The following is a 20,090-nucleotide window of genomic DNA, read 5'->3' as shown; positions in this document are numbered from 1 at the left end:
TTCTGTGTTTCAATAAAGTGGAGTAACCAGTTGAAGAGGAGTGAACTTGATGAAGAAATTGAATTCGGTCTTTGCAATACTTGCGTCAGTCACCTTACTAATGTCTGCATGTTCAAGTGGCCAAGCGGGGGCGGAAAAAAAAGAAGTGGATGACGTTATCAGTATCGTCTGGTATCCGAATGAATCGGGAAATGACATGAAAACTGCACGAGATGAAATTGGAAAAGCTATCGAGGAAACAACCGGGAAATCGGTAGAGCACAAATTGACGACTGATTATGCAATTGCAATTGAAACTATGGTGAATAATAACGCGGATCTTGCCTACATGGGTGCGCAAGGGTATGTCCAAGCGAATAAAGGAAATGAAGCGAATAAGCCGTTAGTCGTTTCCACTGGCCCGTCTGGTACATTGGACGATGCCTTATATTATAGTTGGCTTGCAGTAGACATAGAGGATCAAGAAAATTTTAAAGTAAACGGTGAATTTTCTTTAGATACATTAGCGGAGAAAAGCATTTCATTTGTTTCAAATAGCTCAACTTCAGGGTTTGTAATTCCTTCCTCAACGATAATTGAGCATTTTGCTGAAAGTAAGAAGTATGGAAACTTGAATTCCGAAGATCTAATGGAGGGTGGCCCTCTATTTTCACAAGTCTTATTCGGTAATTCCCATCAAGGTTCAGCGGTGAATGTATTGAATGACAGTTCAGACGTGGCGGCTTTTTGTGATACGTGTGTCGAATCCTATGTAGACGTGGTAGAAGGTGAAGAGAATGAAGTGGGATCAGTATATAAAGTAAAAAAAGATGCAGCTGAGCCATTTAATCGTGTAGTTGGTAAGGAATTCACCCTAATGGAAGTAACGCCTGTACTAAACGCTCCATTTGTTGCGAATACGAATGTTCTTGGTCAAGAAGACTTTGATAAATTACAAAAACTATTCACTTCAGATGAATTTGCCAATAACGAAGAAATCTTCGTCCCGAAAGATTCTAATGCAGCAGGGTTATTCTATAAAACAGAAGAAGAGCGTTTTGAGCCAGTTGAAGACGCTTGGTTTAACCCGGTCCGAAATCTTTTTAATGAATAGGTAAGTCTAATCAAAGCGTGCATAGAATTGTGCGCTTTGATTGTATATATATTCGAATGAAAGAGGAGCGAGAAGATATGTCTTTATTAACAGTAGAACAGCTTGGGAAATCATATAACAATCAAACGAAAGTCTTGCAAAATGTAAACTTTGAAGTGGAAGCTGGTGAATTCATTTCAATCATCGGTCCTTCAGGCGCGGGAAAGTCTACCTTGCTTCGATGCATCAATCGAATGGTTGACATTGATGAAGGCGCAGTCGTCTTTGATGGAGCAGATGTAGGGACGTTGAACAAAAAGGAATTGCGAAAGTTGCGAACGGATATCGGTATGGTGTTTCAGCATTATAATTTGGTACCCAGATTATCTGTCATTGAAAACGTTCTACATGGTCGATTTGGGTATAAAACGACACTACAAGGAGTTATGGGCAGATTTACAGAGGAAGAAAAAGAGCGAGCATTTTATTTGTTAGAAAAACTGGGGATTGCTGATCACGCCTATAAGCGCTGTGATCAACTAAGTGGGGGACAGCAACAGCGAGTTGGCATTGCACGTGCATTGATCCAAGAACCTAAAATTGTTTTATGCGATGAGCCTATCGCTTCTCTTGATCCGAATGCTTCTAAAATCATCATGGATCATTTGAAGTCCATCACCGTGGAACTTGGTATTTCATGTATCGTGAATCTGCATCAAGTTGAAGTGGCACGCGATTATTCAGATCGTATTATAGGGCTCAGGCAAGGACAAGTAGTCTTTGATGAGATGAGTCATCGATTGACTATGGAACGAACGGATGTCATTTACGGTACTAAGACAAAGCCTGTGCCAGTAGTAAGAAAACTAGCAACGGTATGAGGAGCTAACTATTGTGAATGAAAATAGAATGCGATACAAGAAAAACCAACAGATGATCGTAGTGGTCCTTCTTCTAACATTATTAACATATCTGTCATCCGTGATCACAGACTTTAATATTTTACATGGACTTGCGACGTTACCAGAAGCTTTTATATGGATATTTTCCAACTTGGTGATCACTGATGAATCACTTGAACGTATGCCAACCATTCTAGACAAATTACTTGAAACTATCCTCATGTCTATTGCGGCAACAACAACAGCTACTATTCTATCACTTTTCTTGGGAGTGATGGGCTCAAAATCGGTGGGGACGAGCAAGGGGCTTGGCATTCTGGCAAGGTTTATAGCATCGCTTTCAAGGAACATACCCGTAGTAGCCTGGGCATTGATTTTACTTCTATCGTTTGGGCAGAACTCTTTGACAGGGTATCTCGCTTTGTTCGTTGGTTCCGTAGGTTTTCTAACTCGGGCGTTCATTGAGGTCATTGATGAGTCGAGCCAAAGTGCGGTAGAAGCGTTACAAGCAACAGGCGCAACATATATCCAAATTATTATGAAAGCGGTCATTCCCGAGTGCTTGCCGCAAATGATTAGTTGGATACTGTTTATGATTGAAACGAATATACGCAATGCTACGTTGGTAGGAATCTTGACAGGGACAGGGATCGGCTACACATTCGACTTGTATTATAAAACACTCAATTATCATGGAGTGGCATTAGTAACTGTCAGTATCGTCGTGGCTGTCATCCTCATTGAACTACTATCAAACCATGTACGGAAGGTGATTCTGTAATGCAAGCGACAACACATATCAAGCGGCGGAGTGATGGTCGGATTAGTATAAAGTCGGGCAATCAAGTACAGCTTGTAATGCAGTCGACTATACTACTTCTAACTGTATTGACTGTCTTAGCCTTCCTATTTTTTGATTATACAGGGCTCGACATCCAACAAGCTATCCAAGAAACAGCCTATAATTTACGGGTTATGTTTTTAGAACCGGCCCTCAGTCATTTCGGTTGGGGAGAAGCCTTCTATCAAGTGGGCATCACGCTTGGACTCGCCTTTTTATCAACGATTCTGGGAGCCATTCTTTCGTTTTTTCTAGCACTGACTGCAGCAACTAATTTGACCAATGAATGGATCACTAAAATTGTTCGTGTTTTTTTGGCCTTTATCCGTGCCGTCCCAACGGTTTTATGGGTATTAATCTTTGCCATTGCAGCTGGATTAGGAAGTGAAGCGGCAGTGCTTGGCATGCTGTTTCATTCTATTGCGTATTTAGTAAAAGCTTATTCTGAAGCGTTTGAGGAAGTGGACAAAGGAATTATCGAGGCGTTAAGAGCTACGGGTGCGGGTTGGTGGCATATTGTAGTACATGCCATACTCCCTTCGACATTTACATATCTTATGTCCTGGACTTTTCTGCGGTTTGAAATTAACTTTGCGGTAGCAGTTGCAATGGGAGCGGCAGCTGGAGCTGGAGGTATCGGTTTCGAGCTGTTTATGGCTTCGAGCTTCTACTTTGATTTGCGTGAAGTAGGAATGATTACATATATGATCCTAGTACTAGCGATAGTATTGGAGATCATCTCCACATTGCTGAAAAACCGCTATTTTCCTGCAAGTATGAAAAATTGAGTTCTCTACTTCTCCTTGTAAATGGGAGAATAGTATGTACACTGAAGGCCAACTCAAGGGGAGTTGGCCTTCAGTGTTTCTTTATTCCGTGATTAAAGTTGGTATCTAAATTATCTATTATATTGCTTTGTTTTTTGGAAGAATTCTGCTAGTACAAGTTGCTAAGTAATCAGAAAAGCCTGAACGGTCGATACCGGACAGGCTTTTGCTTTTATAATGCATTAATGGCCTCTTTAATCGATGTAGCGCCACCAATTACTTGGAACTCTTTGCCGATTGTTGAGTCGTTTTCTAAACAAGCGATAATGACTTCCGCTATATCATCCCGTGGTACTTCCTTTGGTTCGACAGTAGTCGCGGCTTCAACTTTACCTGTTCCTTTGTCATTTGTTAAAGCACCTGGATGAATCATTGTATAGTCTAGATCAGTCGTGCGTAACCATTCATCTGCGTAGTGTTTTGCCACAACGTAAGGAGCAAATGATTCCGACGCTTCCTGGATTGCTTTACGTGTAGTGTCGTATGAACTAATCATGATGAAGCGTTTAACATTGGCTTTTTCTGCAGCTTGTATAGTTTTGATAGCGCCATCGAGGTCAATCATCATAGTTTTATCTGGACCTGTTTTGGGGCCGGAGCCTGCTGTGAAGACGATGGCATCTACATCATCTGCTGCCTCTACGATGTCGTTTACTTCGCCTTCAAGATCTACAAGTACGGTTTCAGCCCCGATCTTCTCAAAGTGTTCCGCTTGTTCTTGCTTACGGATCATCGCTTTTGCTTCAAGCGTATCGCTATCTTGAATCAATGATACTAGCTGCTTTCCGATTTGACCGTTTGCACCTACAACTAATACTTTCACTGTATTTTCATCCTTTCGATATATAAATATAATAAATGTACCTTCTTACTATACCCGTCCTATTCCATTACAAAACTGTACATTGGTATTCAGGTTGCTATAATACGTGTACACTTACTTATTTTATTAGGAGTAGAACTTATGAATATAAAATTAATGTGGCGTCAATTCTATCAATCGGAAGCGGCCAGAATTGTATTTATTGCAATCATGACAGCTCTTACCGGTGAATTGAAAGTGATGCCGTTTGACGGAGAAATGTTCCGTTTTGCGCTTGGTGGTATTGTATTCTTTTTACTGATTCTCATCTATCCGCCTGTTTCAGTTTTGCGTACAGGGTTCGTTACAGCAGTTACTGTAGTCGTATTTCGCGTAATGAAAGAGCTATGGTTTGGCGCTGCTTTGTCTGATAGTTTACTACTGCATATGCCAGTGTTTTTATTTTACTTTATCGTAGCGATAGGTTGGCATGTTGTAGGGCTTGAAAAGTATAAGTCTTTCCCACTTCGACTGGGAGCGTTAGCTTTCTTATTTGAAGTAGTTAGCAATACGTCTGAGCACGCATTGCGTAACTGGTGGTTGCATAGTTCACTGCTTAATAGTCAAGAATGGGGAGTACTAGTAGGGGTCGCATTATTGCGTAGTTTTTTCACAGTGGGGTTATATAGTTCTGTGGCATTGTCGAAAGAGAAGCAGCGTGTAGAAGAGATGCTCGGGGTAGGCTCAGAACTATATGCGGAAGCATTGTATTTGCAAAAATCCATGAATCATATAGAACAAATCACCGCGTCAAGTCATGATCTGTACCGCAAGCTCAAAAAACAGAATCAACGGGAGCTTAGCACCCAGGCATTACACATTGCGCAGGAAATCCACGAAGTGAAAAAGGATTCTCAGCGTATTTTAGCTGGATTGTCAAAGTGGACAACACGGCAGCAGATAGAAGTGTTTTACTTATCTGATTTACTCGACATGGTCGTCACTGCAAATGAAAAGTACAGTGAAATGATTGGTAAGGAATGCATATTAGAAACTACAATTAATGAGGATTTTCAAACGGGTCAGCACGTACCTTTACTTGCCGTGTTGAACAATTTGACAGCGAATGCCGTAGAAGCGATTGAAAGAAAAGGCCGTATATTCATTACAATTGACAGTGATAAGGAATGGGTGCATTTTAGTGTACATGATACAGGAAAAGGAATTCCTATTGAACATGAAGACGTGATTTTTGAACCGGGTTATACAACGAAATTTACGGATCAAGGAACGGCAGCAACAGGTATCGGGTTATCGCATGTTTCCGCAATTATTGATGCGATGCAAGGTACTATTGATGTAGAACGTCTGGATAAAGGACTGAACGTAACCGTGAAAATCCCTATGGAATCCATCATGAAGGAGATAGAAGCATGAGGTATTTTATTGTAGATGATGACAAAGCAAGCCGCGTGATGCTGAAAAACATCCTGACCGAGCAAGAAGGAATGGTAATTGGAGAGGCGGATAGTGGAGTAAAAGCTATCCCTCAAATCTTATCCTTGGCTCCAGACGTTGTACTGATTGATTTATTAATGCCTGAATTGGACGGAATTGAAACCATTCAACAGTTGAAGACAGAAGGCTACAGTGGACAATTCATTATGTTGAGCCAAGTGGTCAATAAAGAAATGGTTGGAGAAGCTTATCAAGTCGGTGTAGAGTTCTTCATACATAAGCCGATCAATCAAATAGAAGTGCAAAGTATAGTCCGACGTACATCGGAACAGCTACGCCTGAAAAATTCCTTACTAACGATTCGGGAATCATTGGCGCAATTCGCTTCCGTTGAGCAGCCAAAAGTGCAACAACCGGTAAAAGATATTGTCCTAAAGAAGCTACACGATATGGGAATCTTCAGTGACAGTGCGAGCCGCGACATCGTAGCCATTATGGAAGTATTAACCGAACGACGAGCTATTCAGCTACCGCCTTTAAAAGGACTATATGAAGACACCTTAACTAAACTAGGTGTACCTGACCAAGATATTCCCAAAGAGAGCAAGGCAATGGAGCAAAGAATTCGTCGGGCGATCCTGACCGCAATAGAACATTTAGCATCACTTGGGGCAGTGGATTATACGATAGATGAATTTGAATACTATGCACCGCGTTTTTTTGATTTCCAAGAGATTAGTCTGCGAATGAAACAGATTCAAGAAGAAATTTACGATATTAAGCCTATCAAAGTGAACAGTAAAAAGTTTCTGCATGTTTTATATATGGAGATAGTGGAAGAACGAAAATAGTTTTTGTAGGATATTGTAGAATTTTGTAGGATCCCCGTAAGATATGAATAAGTTACTGAAAGAAAGCGTTTTCAGAGAACGTCAAAGGGGGATTATCGATGAAAAAGATATTTAAATTGTCTTTGGCTTACCAAATATTGATTGGATTGGTTTTAGGTATTGCAGTCGGTGCAATCTTCTACGGTAATCCTAGCGTAGAAAAGTATTTGCAGCCAATCGGCACGATGTTTATCAATATGATTAAAATGATTGTTGTACCTATTATTATTTCAACGTTAGTAATTGGAGTAGCGGGTACAGGTGATATTAAGAAATTAGGAAAGCTTGGCGGTAAAACGCTTTTATATTTTGAAATTGTTACAACGATTGCGATTGTTGTTGGTCTTATGTCAGCTAATATTTTCAAACCGGGTGAGGGCATTGATATGTCTTCTCTTGAAAAAGGTGACATTTCGCAATATGTTCAAACAACAGAAGAAGTGCAGAATGGCGGCTTTATGGATGTATTGGTCAGCATTGTACCAAGTAATATCGTAGACTCGATGGCAAATGGTGATATGTTGCCAATCATTTTCTTCTCTGTATTATTTGGATTAGGTGTAGCGGCAATCGGAGAGCGCGGCAAACCGGTACTGGATGTTTTCCAAGGGGTCGCGGACGCGATGTTCTGGGTAACGAATATGATTATGAAATTCGCACCGTTTGGTGTATTCGCGTTAATTGGTGTAACGGTGTCCAAATTCGGTTTGGAATCACTCATTCCGATGGGGAAATTAATGGTTCTCGTATATGCTACGATGATATTCTTCATCGTCGTCGTGTTAGGCGGAATCGCGAAGATGGTCGGCGTGAACATCTTCCACTTCATGAAGATTTTGAAGGACGAATTAATTCTGGCGTTTTCTACTTCCAGTTCGGAAACCGTGTTACCGAAAGTAATGGAGAAAATGCAAAAGTTCGGTTGTCCAAAAGATATCGTATCTTTCGTAGTACCAACTGGCTATTCGTTTAACCTAGATGGATCTACACTTTATCAGGCACTGGCGGCAATGTTTATTGCGCAAATGTATGGAATTCAGCTGAGTATTACGGAACAAATTACATTAGTATTAGTGCTGATGATTACGTCTAAAGGAATTGCGGGCGTACCTGGTGTATCTTTCGTCGTTTTACTTGCAACGCTTGGAACAGTGGGTATTCCACTTGAAGGATTGGCATTCATCGCAGGTATCGACCGTTTGCTAGATATGGCACGTACAGTAGTTAACGTAGTCGGAAACGCACTTGCAACAGTAGTACTGTCGAAGTGGGAAGGTCGCTTTGGTGAGGAACCTGAGAAAGTAGAACGCGAACCACAATTTGTCTTTGCAGAAGAGAAATTAGTTTAATGAAAGGCTGTCCTCGTGAGTGAGGACAGTTTTTTTGTGGAGTTTATGACGTCGAGCAGGCATTGTGACGGCATTCAATTGTAGGAATGCTTGATTTGTTATATGATTAGCAGTATGGAATAACAAGAGTGCGGTTTTTACTAAGGAGGAAATGAAGTAATGAGCAATCAGCAAAATGATTTTACGAAATGGTATATCGACACAATCCAGAAAGCGGATTTGATGGATTATACACCAGTGCGCGGATGTATCGCGTTTAAACCGGACGGCTATGAAATCTGGGAGCATATTCAAGATGAAATGAATCGTCGTTTTAAAGAAACGGGTCACCGTAACGCATATTTTCCAATGCTAATTCCGGAGTCGTTTTTCGAAAAAGAAAAAGATCATATTGAAGGATTTTCTCCAGAACTGCCATGGGTAACAGAAGCAGCTGGCGAGAAATTGGAAGAACGTTTAGCGTTACGTCCGACATCTGAAACGATGATTGGCCATTTATATTCCGACTGGATCAAGAGCTATCGTGACCTTCCTGTACTGATCAACCAGTGGGCAAACGTATTCCGCTGGGAGAAAAAGACGCTACCATTCATTCGTACGTCAGAATTTTTGTGGCAAGAAGGACATACTGCACACGTAGATGAAGAAGAAGCGCGCCATGAAACGATGCAAATGTTGGAAATCTACAAAGAAGTTGTAGAAGATCTACTAGCGATTCCTGTATATGACGGTCAGAAAACACCATCTGAGCGTTTTGCGGGTGCTATTGATACATTCTCGATTGAAGCTATGATGAAAGATGGTAAAGCAGTACAAGCCGGAACTTCACATTACCTTGGGACGAAGTTTGCGGAAGCATTTGATATCAAATACTTAACAAAAGAAAATAAGCATCAGTTCGTGCATACAACATCTTGGGGAACATCAACACGCTTGATCGGTTCGGTTATCATGGTACATGGTGACGAGCAAGGTCTTGTATTGCCTCCGCGCGTTGCACCGACACAAGTCGTGCTAATCCCAGTTGGTCCTTGGAAGAAGAACCCAGCGATCATGGAGAAATTGGACGAAATCTACGCTGAATTGAAATCTAAAGGCATTCGTGTCCGTTTGGATGATTCTGATCAGTCTCCAGGTTATAAGTTCAATGAGTATGAATTAAAAGGTGTTCCAGTACGTCTAGAACTTGGGCCGCGTGATCTTGAAAACAATCAAGCATTGATGAAAGCGCGTGATGGCGGCGAGAAAGTGGCAGTGGATCTGGCTGAAGCTGTGGCGAGCATCGAGCAAGAACTACAGACGATGCAGAAGCGATTGCTTGAAAATGCTCGTACGTTCCGTGACGAAAATTCTCATACAAACATCGACACGCTGGATGAGTTGAAGAAGCATATTGAAGATAGCGCGACTAACGGAGTAACTCCGGGTTGGATCCTTGCAGGCTGGTGCGGCGATGACACATGTGAAGAGCATGTTAAAGATGAATCGAAGTTTACGACACGTAATATTCCGTTCAACCCACCAGCAGAGAAATCTACTTGTATTAACTGTGGAAATGAATCGAAGCATACAGTTTGGTTTGCAAGAGCTTACTAATAGAGAAATCAAAAGCTGTCCCACGAAGTTTTCGTGGGACAGCTTTTTTTGGTGATGTTTAGTTGACATGCTGTAGAGAGTGAGTTGGTGCGTGTGATGGGATGGAAGCTCCAGCTGGCAGACGCTTACATCCTACATTGATAGTGCGGGTACTTAGATCACTCACTGTAGGTAGTATGTGAATTATTGTTTTGCCTTAACTCATTTAGATTCAAGTACTGAAATTCAAAAGCTATTACAGCATTTACTTTAATGCACAACCAAAAGTATCAATCACTCATATTGTAAGGGATTGGCGCGTAGGGGGGCTTTTGCGAGTTAAAGCGAAGTGTTAGGAGCACATCTTTGGACTCAATCCTCCCAACACAATAGCCAGCTTTTTTTTAATATTAGTCGTCTAGCTTCAACCCTTTCAATGCATCCGCAAATGGATTGTTAACAGGTTCATCATCATTGTTCTTCTTCAAATACTTCTGCACATCGCGCTTGTTGACTTTACCTTTTGAATCTTTCTCACGCCGCGATTTGAACGTAGAAAGCTTTTCGCGATAACCACACTTACACGTAAAGATTTGCCCGTCGCCTTCGCCGCGAAGCTCCATCTTCTTCTTACATTGTGGACAGCGTGCGTTCGTGACACGGGAGACGTTTTTACGGTGACCACATTCACGATCCTGACAAACGAGCATCTTGCCATGCTTGCCATTTACTTCAAGCATCGGCTTACCGCAGTCCGGACATGTTTTCGTAGAAATATTATCATGCTTGAACTTCGCTTCGCTCGCTTTAATCTCTGAAACAATTTCTTTTGTATAGCCTTTCATTTCATTAATGAAATCTTCTTTTTTCAGCTGACCTTTGGCTATCTTCTCTAGTTTCAACTCCCATTCAGCTGTCAGCAAAGGAGACTTCAATTCATCCGGTACTAATTGAAGCAACTGTTTTCCTTTGTTCGTGACATGGATGTCTTTCCCACGCTTTTCAATTAGGAAGGAGTTGAAGAGTTTGTCGATAATATCAGCACGTGTTGCGACCGTCCCGAGTCCACCTGTGGATTTCAATGTATCTGCCAATTTCTTATCCTGTGTGCCCATATATTTCGTTGGGTTTTCCATGGCAGATAATAGTGTGGCTTCATTGAATCGGGCAGGGGGCTTCGTTTGTCCAGATGTTTCTTTGATGAGTTTGATGTCTAACTGATCGCCTGCTACGAGCTTAGGTAACAATTGTTCTTTCGTGTCCTGTTCAGTTTCTTCTTCGTCAAATTGGTTGTTATACACTTCTTTCCAACCAGCAGCCAAAATCGTTTTTCCGCGCGCTGTGAAACGTTCGTCTGCTATTTTTGCATGAACCGTTAATTGTTCGTATTCATGTGCTGGGAACAGAACAGCTAAGAATCGCTTGACGACTAGATCATATATTTTCCGCTCACGATCGGACAATTTGTCGAGTAATACGATTTCTTCTGTCGGAATGATGGCGTGGTGATCGGATACTTTGCTGTCGTCAACAAAGGACTTACTCGTCTTAATCGGTTTCTTTAGTATTTTATTCGTAAGTGAACGATATTCGCCTATGCCGACTGTTTTCAAACGCTCAGGAAGTGTGGCAACGAGATCGCTTGAAAGGAAACGGGAATCGGTGCGTGGATAGGTAAGTATTTTATGTTGTTCATATAATTTCTGCATGATGTTGAGTGTATCTTTTGCTGAGTAGCCGAACATTTTGTTGGCGTCACGCTGTAATTCAGTCAAATCGTAAAGACCTGGTGAGAATGTCTTTTTCGCTTTCTTCTCGATATTTTCAATTACAGCTTGTTTTCCATCGGACTTTTTGACGATAGCAGATAGTTTGTCACGGTCGAATGAACGAGTATCACCTGTTTTTGCATCCTGCCACGTCAGTTTTAAGTTCGAGTCAGACTGTGCTTCGATGCCGTAAAATGTTTTAGGGCGGAAGGTGTTAATCTCTTCTTCACGCTGTGCAATGATTGCAACGACAGGTGTCTGCACACGTCCACAGTTAAGTTGTGCGTTAAACTTGGTTGTCAGTGCACGCGTGGCATTAAGACCGATATACCAATCGGCTTCTGAACGTGCGACTGCTGCTTCAAATAAATTTTCGTAAGCCTTGCCCGGTTTTAACTGGGCGAAACCATCTTTAATTGCTTTGTCTGTTACGGAGGAAATCCACAGACGTTTGATCGGCTTCTTAACCTTTGCTTTTTCGATAATCCAACGAGCAACTAATTCTCCTTCACGTCCAGCATCTGTACCGATAATGATATCTGCAACATCCGTGCGGAGCAACTGCGCTTTTACGGCATTGTATTGTTTGCTCGTTTGTTTGATGACCGTAAGTTTCAAATCGTCAGGCATCATCGGTAGATCATCTAGTTTCCACGTCTTGAATTTCGTATCGTAATTCTCTGGATCAGCGAGCGTCACCAAGTGTCCGAGCGCCCACGTCACGATATATTTATCGCCTTCTAAATAGCCATTACCTTTTTTATTGCAGTTAAGTACACGGGCAATATCCCGTGCCACGGAAGGTTTCTCCGCCAGTACTATACTTTTTTTCATATAATGAACTCCTTTTTATATACATGTCGAAAAACTCCTCAAACAGATAAGGTTAAAGACCTTATGCTATATGAAGGAGTTACTTACTAAAAAGTGTAAACCAGACCGGAAGTTTCGTCAATTAAGGCGGATGCATACTTTCTGTGAGTTCATTGTATTAACAAGATGCCTCCTAAGCAGAGAACAGAATTCCAGATGGAGTGAAAATACAAGACTGAACGTATGATTTTTTTGTATACTATGAGTAACACTATAGAAACGAGGGATTTCAATGTCAGAATTAAAAGATCGTTTAATGGCCGATATAAGGACAGCAATGAAGGAAAAAGACACGATGAAAAAAGGCGTCATTAATTTATTGCGTGCAGGTCTACAAAATGAATCGATTGAATTAAAGCGCGAACTGACGAAAGAAGAAGAAATCAAAATCGTTCAGCGTGAGCTTAAGCAAACAAAACAATCGCTCGATGAAGGTCAAAAAGCCAATCGTGAAGACATCGTGGAAGCAGAAAAAGCGAAGATTGCGATTGTCGAATCTTACTTGCCGAAGCAAATGAATGTGGAAGAAGTAAAAGAATTGATTGCTTCATTAGGCATTCCACAAGACGCATCAATGGGTCAGACAATCGGCGTTGTAATGAAGGAAGTTGCTGGTCGTGCGGAAGGAAAGACTGTTTCGCAGGCGGTGAAAGAGTATTTGCAGAATTGAACTATTAATAAGGAACTGGACGACAAGTCGTGTACTTGTCATCCAGTTCTTTTATTTTTCAAATGAAGCCCGTAATACGTAAACCACGTCGTATTCTTTTAATTCGTCCAAGGAGCCTTCTTTTTGTTCATAAAAATCGTTAGATAGCGTACTAGTCGGTGATCCTTCTGTCGTAGATGTATAGATGATACCAGCCAACAACATGTTATCTGATAGAAGTAAACCTTCTTGTGGATTGGTAGTAAATAGAGTGGCCATGTCGTTCATACTCTTTAGTTCTTCTTGATTGCGAACACTTGCCGAGCCTTTAGCGTCGCTTATGCTTGCGGAAAATAATAATTCTTCTTCGAGTGTTTGTGTGACCGTCAAAACGATGCTACCTTTCGTTGATTCTCCAGGCAGCGGAGTGGATAACTCGCTGATCGGTTCTGCAACCTTCTTACCTTTTTTGTACTTTTCTACCCAAAGAGTTACCTTTTTATAGTTTTGATCGGCTGTATAATCAAAGACAAATGCGATATTGGCAGCTGTTTCAAGTATTTGTTTTTCCCGATCCGTAAGTTCAGGCATCGTCAATTTATTCGTATCAGTTGCTGCACAAGCGCTGAGAAATAATATACAGCTTAAGAGCGCTATACTCATCCATTTTTTCATCGTATATGCCTCCTTATCTTTACATTTTATTATAACATTTTACAGTATTGTCTGAAATGTTCGAGTGTTTTTATGTATTTTACAAGAAATATGTCGATTTGTGATAAAAAAGTAATAGTTAACTAGAAATAATAAATAAATCGTACCCATACAAATAAATTGATAGGACTGTCACAGCTTATATACTGTCGTACATTCTTTGATATCAATACATGTATATGAAGTGGAAGTGACAAGTTATATTGAAGAGTTGAATGAATTCAGTAGGTATATTTCTTAAATGAAAATTAAATATAGTATTTAATTTTCATATTAATCTTTACTATTTCATAAAGAATGATAAAGTTGAAAGATAACTGTCTACTTGCTTGTTAATAAAAAGGTAGGCAAATGATAAAATGGAGTGGTAATTTTGATGAAAAATGCTGTAATGGAAAAAGAAAAACAACAAGAAGGAATTATGCAAATTCCCGAATGGTGGACTTGTCCAGAAGGGCATGAAGAATTACAAAAAGCTGCACATGCGTTAGGCAAGAAAGAACTGCTACCGCGTGCACTTATTTCTGATCAAGAGAAAATGTATCCGCGCGAAAGTTTACGTGAAGTGGCGAAGTCTGGTTATTCGGCTGTTACCATCCCAGTTGAAGCGGGTGGTCTGAAAGACGGATTCACAGCATTCGCAGTTCTTTCCGAAAGCTTTGCGCATTATTGCCCGTCTACGACGATGTGCTGGGTTATGCATATGACAACAGCGCATACGATCTATGAAGCGGGAACAGAAGAACAGCGTCAACGTTTATTGCCACGCCTACGTGACGGGCAAATCGGTGGCCTAGCGTTTAGTGAAAGAGCGACAGGAGGGCACTTCTGGAATATCGGTAGTAAAGCGATACGAAAAGCAAATGGTTATTTGTTGGATGCAGAAAAGTCATTCGTCACAAGTGGTGGAGAAGCAGACTTTTATTTAGTTGCAACGACATCACCTGAAACAGATGATCCCGATAATTTGATGTTCTTGTTGGTAGAAAATGATCAGCAGGGTGTCGAAGCATTTCCGTTTGATGCAATGGGGCTACGCGGCAATGCAAGTGGTCCGATGAACTTTAAAGAGGTGCAAGTTGCTCTTGAAAACCGTATAGGTGGCGAAGGCGGTATGGGCTATTTCAATGACAACACGATCGATCCTCTATTCTTATTAGGTTCAGCAGCTTGCTGGATTGGTATTGCACAAGGTGCTTTGAATATGGCAACAGATGGTGCTAAACGCAGGGTACACGCAGATACGGGATCATCCGTTTCAGATTATCAAGTGATTCGTCATGAGTTGGCGAAGGCGCAAATTAAAGTCGATAGCGCACGTAGTATGTTGTATCGTACAACAGAAGCGATGGACCGTTGTAATAAAGAAGGTAAGGAATTATCGGAGTGTTTATATCCATTATGGCAGCTGAAGACGCATGCAGCAGATATGGTGATTGATGTTACCAATTCAGCGTTGCAAGTGTCAGGTGGCCGTGGTTATATGACGGGTCAGGTAGAGAAGTTCGTCCGTGACGGGCGTGCTGGTGCTATTATGGGGCCGACAAACGAAGTGTTGCGTGAGTGGATTGGCCGTACCATGATAGAAGTACCTTGGATGGATTAATTGAATACAATTAAACAGTCACCGGCAGAGTATATCTGCGGGTGACTGTTTGTGGTTTTTATAGATAAATATCGTCGTGCGTAGGCGAGTATTGTGCGATTTTGCTCATTAATCCGTATAAGCGCTCTACGTGTTCGGTTAACTGCTCTAAGAGGGTGTCCAAGCGCCCTATCAGCGTGCACAAGCGCTCTATCAGGCACCACAAGCGCTCATACCTGCCATGTAACCGCTCAATACGTACAACGATCACACTGTAAGCGCTACTCCAACAACCCTTGTTCTCTCAAAAATGCCTCTGCTACTTTTTTCGCGTTAGCACCTTCCGCGTTCACTTGATAATTCATTTCACGCATCTCCTCGTCCGTTACGATTCCAGCAAGGCTATTTAACGCATCCTCAAGTTCGGGATACTTCTTCAACGTCTCTTTTCGAAGCAATGGTGCGCCTTGATACGGAGGGAACAGTTCTTTGTCGTCTTTGAGAACTGACAAATCATATTCGCGTAGCTCGCTATCAGTCGAATAGGCGTCCATCAAGTTGATTTCGCCAGTCTCTATAGCTTGATAGCGCAGCTTCGGTTCCATCGTTTGGATGGAGGGGAACGTAATGTCATAAAGCTTTTGAATGCCGAGGTATCCATCTTCCCGGTCATTAAATTCGAGAGTGAAGCCCGCTTTTACGGCCCGTTCAACTGCGGCTAGATCAGAAATTGTTTTGAGTCCGTACTCTTCTTGGAATGCTTTGGAAACGGCGAGCGTATACGTGTTATTGAAAGACATCGGTGTCAGGAATGTCATATTAAATTGTTCATCTAATCCTTTTCGAGCTTGCTCATACACTTCGTCACGGTCGTTGCTGACAGCTTTATCCTTCAAGAACTCGGATATAGCCGTACCTGTAAACTCAGGGTACAAATCGATGCTTCCTGATTTCAGTGCATTGAAGACGAATGACGTTTTACCGAGACCTGGTTTTAATTCCACAGAGAGATCAGTTTGGTCTTCAATCAATAGTTTGTACATGTTAATAAGAATTTCGGGTTCTGCGCCAAGCTTGGCACCAATGACTATTTCTTGTTTGGAGTTACCGCCTATGAATGGAGCCGCAATCATCAAGACCGCTACAATAACGAAAGTTACAAATGCGGTAATCGCTTTCCTGAACGAAAGACCTTCGAATGTCTTTAGTAGGAAATCGAAGAATAGTGCAAGTAATGCTGCAGGGATAGCGCCTAGCACGATTAATGATGGATTATTACGATCGATTCCAAGTAAGATCAATTCACCTAAGCCACCCGCGCCAATCAAAGCAGCTAATGTTGCGGTTCCGACGATTAGTACCATGGAAGTACGAATACCTGCCATGATAATCGGCATTGCTAGCGGTAATTCGACTTTCATCAGCCTTTTTCGGGTATTCATTCCCATCGCAGTCGCTGCTTCTTTAAGTGAAGGGTCGACTTCTTTAATGCCCGTATATGTATTGCGCAAGATAGGCAACAACGCATAGACGACTAACGCTATAATTGCAGGTACTTTTCCTATACCGAATAAGGGAATCAATAGACCGAGCAGCGCAAGAGAAGGGATTGTCTGCAATACAGCACTTGCGCCAATGACAGATTCCGCCATTTTTCGCCGATTTGTCAAATAGATGCCAAGTGGAACAGCAATCAACACGGCAATTAATAAGGAGATTAATGAAATTTGAATATGTTCGATCAGAGCTTCTAGTAATTGACCACGCCGATTTTGAAGAACATCTAGAAAACTATTCATTAGATATTCCTCCTTTCAGTGACTGCTCCGCTAGGAAATGTAGAATTCCTTTTCGGGTAACCATACCAATAACTTGTCCATTTTGTTTAATCGCAACTTGATCTTCAGAAGCTAAGAACTGCAAGAGTGGTCCCCATTCAGAATCAATGGGAATTGCAAAAGACAGTGATAGATCTGTCGGGATTTCTTCTATATGATCCGCAATGGAAAATGTGCGAGCCGCAGCTGATGCTGTAAATTCACGTACGAACGGTGATGCAGGTTTGGTGAGAATTTCTTGCGGTGTTGCAACTTGCTCAATTTTACCTTCATTCATGATACAGACACGATCGCCTAATTTAAATGCTTCCTGTAGATCATGCGTAACAAATACAATAGTCTTTTGAATTCTATGCTGTAAGTCCAGCAGATCATCCTGAAGTTTCAAGCGACTAATTGGATCCAGTGCGCTGAATGGTTCATCCATTAATAGAATATCTGGGTCTGCCGCCAGTGCGCGTACAACGCCTACTCGCTGTTGCTGACCGCCTGACAATTCATTCGGTTTACGCTTTCGGTACACTTCGGGATCTAATCCGACCATTTCAAGTAGTTCCGTTATACGTGCGCGGATATCTTTCTTTTTCCACCCTACCAGTTCAGGGACAATTGCAATGTTTTCTTCGATTGTCATATGCGGAAACAAGGCGATTTGTTGTAATACATAGCCGATTTGCCAACGAAGCTCATGGATTGGATAATCACTGATTCGCTTGCCATCGAGCCAAATCGTACCTTTTGTAAGTGGAATCAGCCGGTTGATCATCTTAAGCGTAGTGGTCTTCCCGCAACCACTTGGTCCCACTAGTACAAGAAACTCCCCGCGCTGAATTTCTAAATTCACTGATTCCACGACTAAGCGTGACATATCATAACTCTTTGAAACATCTTCAAAACGAATCATCGAATCCCTCCCTTTTTATTATGATTTTCACATAGTGTCAGAAAAATAGGAAGTTATATCCCTTTAAAAAGAATAACGCATTGTAATATACCGTTCATTCTCCGTTCATCTTCGTAAGATAATATATGAGTATAAAGAATAAAAACGGAGGCGTTAATATGAAAATCGCATGGAAAGAAATGAAGAAGAGTAAAACTAAGTTTCTAATTCTCGGGTCCATTATATTCCTCGTCAGCTTCTTGACGTTTATTATTTCAGGACTGGCAAACGGATTATCACAGGATAATGCAGCGCTGATAAAAGATTTACCGGAAGGACAATTTTATTTAAGTAAAGATGCAGACGAGACCTACAATCTTTCAAAAATAGATGAAGAAGTTCAAAAGCAAATACTCATTGACCGTCCCGATGCAACTGCATTTTCGGTTCAGATGGGATTCGTCAATGACGCAAAAGATAAGCAGCACAGTGTGGCATTCGTTGCTTCTACTGATTCCGAGCTATTTGAAAACGTCAAAGATGGAGAAATTGTTCTGGATAGTTCTTTAAAAGAAGATGGAATTCAAGTTGGTGACGTCTTAACGAATAATCAATTCAGTGGAGAGTTCGTTGTTAAAGGGTTTGTTGATCAACAAAAGTACAGTCACGCACCCGTTGCTTTCATCGGGATGACGAACTATCAGGAAATCTATCGAGTGATGGAAATGCAGACAATTTTCATCCCAGGTAAAGATGCACCAACACTAAGCGCATTAGATTCATTTTCAAATAAAGAGTTTTTAAATGCAATTCCAAGTTACAGTGCAGAGCAGATGTCATTGAATATGATCGTCTGGTTCCTAGTCATAATCAGTGGTATGCTGTTTGCAATTTTCTTCTATATGATGAATGTTCAGAAGATCGGATTGTACGGCATATTGAAAGCGATTGGTATGAAGACGATTTCGTTATTCAAGATGATTTGGTATCAGATGCTAGTCATTACCGCTATTTCACTCGTATTGTCCATTGCGCTCAGCCAAGCATTTAGTTTAATTGCCCCTGAAGGCATGCCGTTCCACTTAACGATGGACACCGTATTGATGCTATCAGCAGTATTTATGGTGGTCGGTTTTATCGGTGCTACCATTTCAGGAATCCAAGTGAAAAATATTGAACCGCTTCAAGCGATTCAACAAGGAGAGATGTAATATGTCTGCCTTTACAATTGATAAAGTGAAAAAGACGTTTTCCAATGGAGAAATTGAAGAAGAGATATTAAAAGGTGTGGATTTATCATTGAAGGAAGGGGAAATCACCGCGTTGATTGGCCCTTCCGGCTCTGGAAAATCAACTATCTTAACGATTGCAGCAGGTTTGCAAAGAGCATCTGGCGGCGAGATTTTATTTGAAGGGAAAGACATGACGAAGATGAGTCAGGAAGAGGTTCGCCACGTTCGTGCAACAGACTTCGGATTTGTTTTTCAGTCGTCCCACTTAGTTCCTTTTTTGACGGTGGAAGAGCAACTGCAGTTGATGCTTGACGTATCAGAAACGAAAATGAGTAAAAAAGAACAGGCCAAAGCAATAGATGAGATGTTAGAGTTAGTTGAAATGCAGCACCGCAAAGATGCTTATCCTTCTTCCTTATCAGGAGGAGAGCGTCAACGTGTGGCGATTGCTCGTGCGATTATTCATCGCCCAAAAATCTTGTTTGCGGATGAACCAACTGCAAGTCTTGATACGAAACGCTCAAAAGGTGTGATGGAATTATTGCAAGAACTAACACGTACATTAAACTTAACGACATTGATGGTGACGCATGATGAAGAGATGCTACCATATGTTGATCGGGTTATTACGATGCGGGATGGTTATATAGTAGAATAAGCGAGACTGAGACATAACTATCTCACCCCGTTTCCCTACACTCCGAAAGGCACGCTTTCCGAGGGGCGTGGCTTGAGCCGCTTCCTTCGCTTTGCTACGTCCAGGGTCTCAAGACGCACGCTGATCCCTCAGGAGTCGGCCTTTCTCCGTTCCGGTACATTCTGATACTCTAA

17 protein-coding genes are annotated in these 20,090 nt (G+C 41.5%); 12 read left to right on the top strand and 5 right to left on the bottom strand.

From position 1 onward, the window contains the following. Window positions 1-49: 49 nt before the first annotated feature. The 4 genes from CSV70_RS12420 (at window position 50) to CSV70_RS12405 (ending at window position 3,603) form a co-directional block, all read left to right on the top strand. Window positions 50-1,093 (top strand): PhnD/SsuA/transferrin family substrate-binding protein, encoded by a 1,044-nt coding sequence (locus tag CSV70_RS12420; RefSeq protein ID WP_099661106.1) that lies wholly within the window; start codon window positions 50-52, stop codon window positions 1,091-1,093. 77 nt (window positions 1,094-1,170) lie between these two features. Next, window positions 1,171-1,953, top strand: coding sequence for a phosphonate ABC transporter ATP-binding protein (gene phnC / locus CSV70_RS12415; RefSeq protein WP_085132384.1), 783 nt, complete (start codon window positions 1,171-1,173; stop codon window positions 1,951-1,953). 13 nt (window positions 1,954-1,966) lie between these two features. Then, window positions 1,967-2,755, top strand: a complete 789-nt coding sequence (locus CSV70_RS12410; RefSeq protein ID WP_085132385.1) for a PhnE/PtxC family ABC transporter permease — start codon at window positions 1,967-1,969, stop codon at window positions 2,753-2,755. Beyond that, window positions 2,755-3,603 carry an ABC transporter permease subunit gene (locus tag CSV70_RS12405; protein WP_099661107.1) on the top strand — a complete coding sequence of 283 codons (849 nt, stop codon included), beginning with the start codon at window positions 2,755-2,757 and terminating at the stop codon, window positions 3,601-3,603. Before CSV70_RS12410 ends, CSV70_RS12405 begins: the two co-directional genes overlap by 1 nt. Window positions 3,604-3,814: 211 nt before the next feature. On the opposite strand, the gene CSV70_RS12400 is transcribed toward CSV70_RS12405, so the two are convergent. Continuing rightward, window positions 3,815-4,465 (bottom strand): SDR family oxidoreductase, encoded by a 651-nt coding sequence (locus CSV70_RS12400; RefSeq protein ID WP_099661108.1) that lies wholly within the window; start codon window positions 4,463-4,465, stop codon window positions 3,815-3,817. 141 nt (window positions 4,466-4,606) lie between these two features. Between CSV70_RS12400 and CSV70_RS12395 the strand changes: the two genes are divergently transcribed. The 4 genes from CSV70_RS12395 to proS all read left to right on the top strand — a co-directional run bounded on the left by CSV70_RS12395 (window position 4,607) and on the right by proS (window position 9,737). After that, entirely contained in the window at window positions 4,607-5,881 is a 1,275-nt protein-coding gene (locus CSV70_RS12395) for a sensor histidine kinase (protein WP_099627831.1), read from the top strand. Further along, the gene (locus CSV70_RS12390) at window positions 5,878-6,753 is read left to right on the top strand and encodes a response regulator (protein WP_099661109.1); all 876 of its coding nucleotides are present in this window, start codon (window positions 5,878-5,880) and stop codon (window positions 6,751-6,753) included. Before CSV70_RS12395 ends, CSV70_RS12390 begins: the two co-directional genes overlap by 4 nt. Window positions 6,754-6,851: 98 nt before the next feature. Continuing rightward, window positions 6,852-8,141, top strand: a complete 1,290-nt coding sequence (locus CSV70_RS12385; protein ID WP_085132390.1) for a cation:dicarboxylate symporter family transporter — start codon at window positions 6,852-6,854, stop codon at window positions 8,139-8,141. A gap of 159 nt (window positions 8,142-8,300) precedes the next feature. After that, window positions 8,301-9,737, top strand: a complete 1,437-nt coding sequence (gene proS, locus CSV70_RS12380) for a proline--tRNA ligase (RefSeq protein ID WP_085132391.1) — start codon at window positions 8,301-8,303, stop codon at window positions 9,735-9,737. 389 nt (window positions 9,738-10,126) lie between these two features. Here proS and CSV70_RS12375 read toward each other — a convergent pair whose 3' ends face one another. Continuing rightward, window positions 10,127-12,319 carry a DNA topoisomerase III gene (locus CSV70_RS12375; protein ID WP_099661110.1) on the bottom strand — a complete coding sequence of 731 codons (2,193 nt, stop codon included), beginning with the start codon at window positions 12,317-12,319 and terminating at the stop codon, window positions 10,127-10,129. Between the two features lie 271 nt (window positions 12,320-12,590). On the opposite strand from CSV70_RS12375, the gene CSV70_RS12370 reads away from it, so the two are divergent. Then, window positions 12,591-13,028 carry a GatB/YqeY domain-containing protein gene (locus CSV70_RS12370; RefSeq protein ID WP_085132393.1) on the top strand — a complete coding sequence of 146 codons (438 nt, stop codon included), beginning with the start codon at window positions 12,591-12,593 and terminating at the stop codon, window positions 13,026-13,028. Between the two features lie 51 nt (window positions 13,029-13,079). On the opposite strand, the gene CSV70_RS12365 is transcribed toward CSV70_RS12370, so the two are convergent. Further along, a complete protein-coding gene (locus tag CSV70_RS12365) occupies window positions 13,080-13,682 on the bottom strand; it encodes a hypothetical protein (protein ID WP_099627833.1) in 603 nt (200 codons plus the stop codon). Between the two features lie 415 nt (window positions 13,683-14,097). Here CSV70_RS12365 and CSV70_RS12360 point away from each other — a divergent pair, with 415 nt between their 5' ends. Next, window positions 14,098-15,327, top strand: a complete 1,230-nt coding sequence (locus CSV70_RS12360) for an acyl-CoA dehydrogenase family protein (RefSeq protein WP_233191810.1) — start codon at window positions 14,098-14,100, stop codon at window positions 15,325-15,327. Window positions 15,328-15,587: 260 nt separating this feature from the next. On the opposite strand, the gene CSV70_RS12355 is transcribed toward CSV70_RS12360, so the two are convergent. Both CSV70_RS12355 and CSV70_RS12350 read right to left on the bottom strand, forming a co-directional pair. Further along, entirely contained in the window at window positions 15,588-17,105 is a 1,518-nt protein-coding gene (locus CSV70_RS12355; protein WP_099627834.1) for an ABC transporter permease/substrate-binding protein, read from the bottom strand. Next, a complete protein-coding gene (locus CSV70_RS12350) occupies window positions 17,098-18,048 on the bottom strand; it encodes an ABC transporter ATP-binding protein (RefSeq protein ID WP_085132396.1) in 951 nt (316 codons plus the stop codon). Before CSV70_RS12350 ends, CSV70_RS12355 begins: the two co-directional genes overlap by 8 nt. Window positions 18,049-18,206: 158 nt before the next feature. Here CSV70_RS12350 and CSV70_RS12345 point away from each other — a divergent pair, with 158 nt between their 5' ends. Both CSV70_RS12345 and CSV70_RS12340 read left to right on the top strand, forming a co-directional pair. After that, the gene (locus CSV70_RS12345; RefSeq protein ID WP_085132397.1) at window positions 18,207-19,238 is read left to right on the top strand and encodes an ABC transporter permease; all 1,032 of its coding nucleotides are present in this window, start codon (window positions 18,207-18,209) and stop codon (window positions 19,236-19,238) included. A gap of 1 nt (window position 19,239) precedes the next feature. Continuing rightward, window positions 19,240-19,917 carry an ABC transporter ATP-binding protein gene (locus CSV70_RS12340; protein ID WP_085132398.1) on the top strand — a complete coding sequence of 226 codons (678 nt, stop codon included), beginning with the start codon at window positions 19,240-19,242 and terminating at the stop codon, window positions 19,915-19,917. The last annotated feature ends 173 nt before the right edge of the window (window positions 19,918-20,090 follow it).

The sequence above is a fragment of the Sporosarcina sp. P25 genome (genome assembly GCF_002743235.1).
GTDB lineage: Bacteria > Bacillota > Bacilli > Bacillales_A > Planococcaceae > Sporosarcina > Sporosarcina ureae_B.
This window is presented reverse-complemented; position numbering and strand designations above follow the sequence as displayed.